Origin of the sequence: Candidatus Electronema sp. PJ (assembly GCF_048287395.1) — a bacterium.
Taxonomy (GTDB): domain Bacteria; phylum Desulfobacterota; class Desulfobulbia; order Desulfobulbales; family Desulfobulbaceae; genus Electronema.
Genome location: NZ_JBLWEO010000021.1, coordinates 1 through 3,091, shown reverse-complemented (window position 1 = coordinate 3,091; position 3,091 = coordinate 1). Strand labels below are relative to the sequence as shown.

The 3,091-nt window shown below is 50.5% G+C and carries 5 protein-coding genes and 1 pseudogene; all 6 read right to left on the bottom strand.

What is annotated here, in order from left to right; translation table 11 throughout:
* Nucleotides 1–368: 368 nt before the first annotated feature.
* Nucleotides 369–635, bottom strand: coding sequence for a Txe/YoeB family addiction module toxin (locus tag ACNKIB_RS02660; protein WP_417908994.1), 267 nt, complete (start codon nt 633–635; stop codon nt 369–371).
* Nucleotides 629–880, bottom strand: coding sequence for a type II toxin-antitoxin system Phd/YefM family antitoxin (locus ACNKIB_RS02655; RefSeq protein WP_417908993.1), 252 nt, complete (start codon nt 878–880; stop codon nt 629–631). Before ACNKIB_RS02655 ends, ACNKIB_RS02660 begins: the two co-directional genes overlap by 7 nt.
* Before the next feature lie 221 nt (nt 881–1,101).
* Nucleotides 1,102–1,392 carry a CRISPR-associated endonuclease Cas2 gene (cas2, locus tag ACNKIB_RS02650; RefSeq protein WP_417908992.1) on the bottom strand — a complete coding sequence of 97 codons (291 nt, stop codon included), beginning with the start codon at nt 1,390–1,392 and terminating at the stop codon, nt 1,102–1,104.
* A gap of 14 nt (nt 1,393–1,406) precedes the next feature.
* Nucleotides 1,407–1,679 (bottom strand): type II toxin-antitoxin system YafQ family toxin, encoded by a 273-nt coding sequence (locus ACNKIB_RS02645; RefSeq protein ID WP_417908991.1) that lies wholly within the window; start codon nt 1,677–1,679, stop codon nt 1,407–1,409.
* Nucleotides 1,676–1,942, bottom strand: coding sequence for a type II toxin-antitoxin system RelB/DinJ family antitoxin (locus ACNKIB_RS02640; RefSeq protein WP_417908990.1), 267 nt, complete (start codon nt 1,940–1,942; stop codon nt 1,676–1,678). Before ACNKIB_RS02640 ends, ACNKIB_RS02645 begins: the two co-directional genes overlap by 4 nt.
* Nucleotides 1,943–2,024: 82 nt before the next feature.
* Nucleotides 2,025–2,927: pseudogene (gene cas1c / locus ACNKIB_RS02635) on the bottom strand (type I-C CRISPR-associated endonuclease Cas1c); the annotation flags it as partial.
* Nucleotides 2,928–3,091 lie beyond the last annotated feature (164 nt).

Here is a 3,091-nt window from a genome sequence, read left to right as displayed (position 1 = left end):
CTCGCGAATGCCCAGACCGTCTTCCACAACCATGCGCACGGCTTCTCGCTTGAAATCGGAATCGTACCTTCGATTGACCATATACACACCTCCTGTCCCTGTTAGGGTACTTAGTGTGTCCGGTAAAGTGAAGATAGCTCATAATCCTAATTGGGTCAGTCGCCCCCCATGCGGGGGGCGACTCAGGAAAACTCTCAGGAACAGCCTCAGCGGGCTGCTGGCTGCACGATCAGGGCAGCGGTAGTAGGGAATTTTTTGCGTTGAAAATTGATTTGAGGGCCGATTAAATCGTTTGGCTAGGTTCCTGCTTTTTTTCTGCTCGGCTGATCAAGTGCAAAAGTTAGCGTCGCCCTCCAATCAGGGCGATGTCAATCATAATGTGTCCACATCCTCAACACATGCACAACATGTTCTGCCTGATCAACTGAATAAACCAACCTGTGCTGAATGTTGATTCGTCGGGAATAGAATCCGCTCAAATTTCCCACCAGCTTTTTATAGGCAGGATGACGGGCAAAAGGGTCTTCTTGTAAAAGAAGCAAAAGTTGCTCCGCCTTTGCTCGCAAGCCAGCTTGATTCAGCCTCTTTGCATCCTTGACCGCCTGACTGGATAACACAACCCGCCATTTCACCATTCCAAATCCTCAAACGGTGTGCCATCCTCAAGCGGTTCACGGCTCGCCTCCTTAATGCTTTCCGCTAATCTGGGAAACTGATTGAGGTAAATCGTTTCTGTTATCGCTTCCCAATCTTCCTCGCCCAGCACGACAAAATTTTCCCCGTTCCTCCTGATTACCCGTAAAATTTCATGATTTTCTATACATCGGTCAACTTCAGGCTTCAACTGCTTGCGAAAACGGTTTGCTGTTGTTTCTCTCATTGCCCTTTGCTCCTTCAGAAGAAATAAAAAAAGCGGTACTCTTTACAGTACCGCTTCTGGCAGAGCTTTGTCAAATCCGCTGGGAATTGCCGCCCTCTGCGTTCTCGACATCCGCCTTAAAACCCCTCAATAATTTCCGGCTCCAGCCCATCCAGCTGAGTTCGGGCTTGCTGATTAGGTGCAAAAGTTAGCGTCACCCCCACGGCACGCGGGGCGAATAATCAGACAATCAGCGGGCCTTCCTGATCAATCGCCACTTTAGCCCCAATGTGCTCGACCCGTTGCCGCCAGTTGGCACCGAGAAAGTAAAAACGCAGGCTGTCTGTCTCTTCGTCAATTTCCTCAATCAGCCGTGCCCGCATCCTCACCCATTTGTCAGGCGGCACGATGCACTCAAAGACCGAATATTGCACCCGCTGCCCGTAATCCCGGCAAATCTTGGCGACTCGCCGCAGCCGCTTCGGGCCATTGGGATCGCTTGTCTGCACATCATAGCTGACCAAAACAAACATTGTAAAATTGTGCCTTACATCTTAAAAAGATCGCTATGAGTTCCTGTCCGTTCCAGCCGTAGGTTTTCGTCATCGATGGTGTAAATAAGAATCCAATCCGGTTCAATGTGGCAATCTCTGGATGGCTTCCATTTTCCGATCAACGCATGATCGCGGCAACTTGCCTCAAGAGGCTCCCCTTTGGCAAGACGGGAAACCACTTGCTTCAGCTTATTCAAATCCTTGCCACGTTTTGATATTCGTTTTAAATCTTTCGCAAACTGCTTGGTTTGGGAAACGTTCTTCATGAAGAAGGCCAAGTGCTGAACATTTCATCAAGAGATGAAAATTCTTCAATTTCCTCGCCCAGTTTGCTTTTTTCAAGCGTGGCCGCCGTGCATTGATTGGGAATGGGAATGACAACTGGAAAAGGAAGGCCGTTGCCAAGACAGATTTGATTGTAAAATATCCGAATGGCTTCAGTTGGGCTTATTCCAAGGCGGCGGAGAATATGTTCCGCTTTTTCCTTGGTTTCCGGTTCGATGCGGGCATGAACGACAGCAGTTTTCATGGAAAGGCTCCTTGTGTGAATTGTCTGCTGTCAGTGTATCACGTATGCAACACAAGGGCAATGCAAGAGCTGCCCTGTTTCATTATCCAAACATCACCGGCGGATAGCCGTCCAAATCGCCGCGCAGGAAACGGGCCAGCAGCAGGGCTTGCGCGTGAAAAAAGAGGCCGAGCGGCATTTTTTCCGAGAGGAATGGGTGTTCCAGCACTTCCTGCTTTCGCTCCTGATAGGTGGTCAGCAGCGTCTTTCTCGCCTCATCCTGCATCCACACACCGCCGCTTGCGCTGATGACAAAATCCTTGGCCTGAAGCTGGCCAAGATTGATCAACGACAAGGCAATCCGGTCAGCGAAAGGCCGAAATTCCTCCAGCATGTCCAAGGCAAGCCCTTGCCGCCCAGGTCTGTCCCGATGAAGAAAACCAACCGCCGGATCAAGGCCAACGCATTCCAAAGCTGAACGCATGTCGTGCATGACCAAGGTGTACAGAAAGGACAGCAGGCAGTTGACCCGATCAAGCGGCGGACGGCGGCTGCGTTCATGAAAGAAAAAATCCTCTTTATTTCGCAGAATAAGGTGGTCAAAACTGCTGAAATAGATATGGGCGGCATCACCTTCAACACCCCTTGCCGCATCCAAATCCAGCTTTTCCTGAAGCCGTCGCAGTGACGCGCCTAAATGATCCGCTGCCTGTTTGACCTGATCCGCGTCAATTTTGCCGCTGTGATCCCGTAAAGCACGTGACAACACATTGCGGCAGCCAGCGACTTTGCCACTGAGGAAAGCCCTTGCCATCTGCGCTGAAAAAGCCGAATCATCGGCCTTGCGATACTGCTCCCGCCGCAGGAGAACATTGCCGGAGACCGGCCCCACAACCCGCGCCAGAAAGCGGCCTTGCTCATCCAAAAAGCTGACCGCAACATCACGTTCACCGCAAAAGCCAAGCAGAAACGGACTGCAACCAACGTTGCCAAAGCAGACTATAGCTGTAGCGATATAAAACGATCATGTGAACCTATCCCACTAATAATTGTACCCACATAAAACAAACAGCCAGACAGAGAAAAGAATCAAAGCAGCAGGGCTGCCTTTCCCAGCGGACAACCAGACGGCGGAATTTTCTTTGCATCCATGAAAAAGTCCGTTCAACT

What these genes read in the sequence shown, in the direction of transcription:
- ACNKIB_RS02640 (WP_417908990.1), bottom strand. Translation starts at nt 1,942, where the DNA reads ATGAAAACTGCTGTCGTTCATGCCCGCATCGAACCGGAAACCAAGGAA.
- ACNKIB_RS02655 (WP_417908993.1), bottom strand. Translation starts at nt 880, where the DNA reads ATGAGAGAAACAACAGCAAACCGTTTTCGCAAGCAGTTGAAGCCTGAA.
- ACNKIB_RS02660 (WP_417908994.1), bottom strand. Translation starts at nt 635, where the DNA reads ATGGTGAAATGGCGGGTTGTGTTATCCAGTCAGGCGGTCAAGGATGCA.
- ACNKIB_RS02645 (WP_417908991.1), bottom strand. Translation starts at nt 1,679, where the DNA reads ATGAAGAACGTTTCCCAAACCAAGCAGTTTGCGAAAGATTTAAAACGA.
- cas2 (WP_417908992.1), bottom strand. Translation starts at nt 1,392, where the DNA reads ATGTTTGTTTTGGTCAGCTATGATGTGCAGACAAGCGATCCCAATGGC.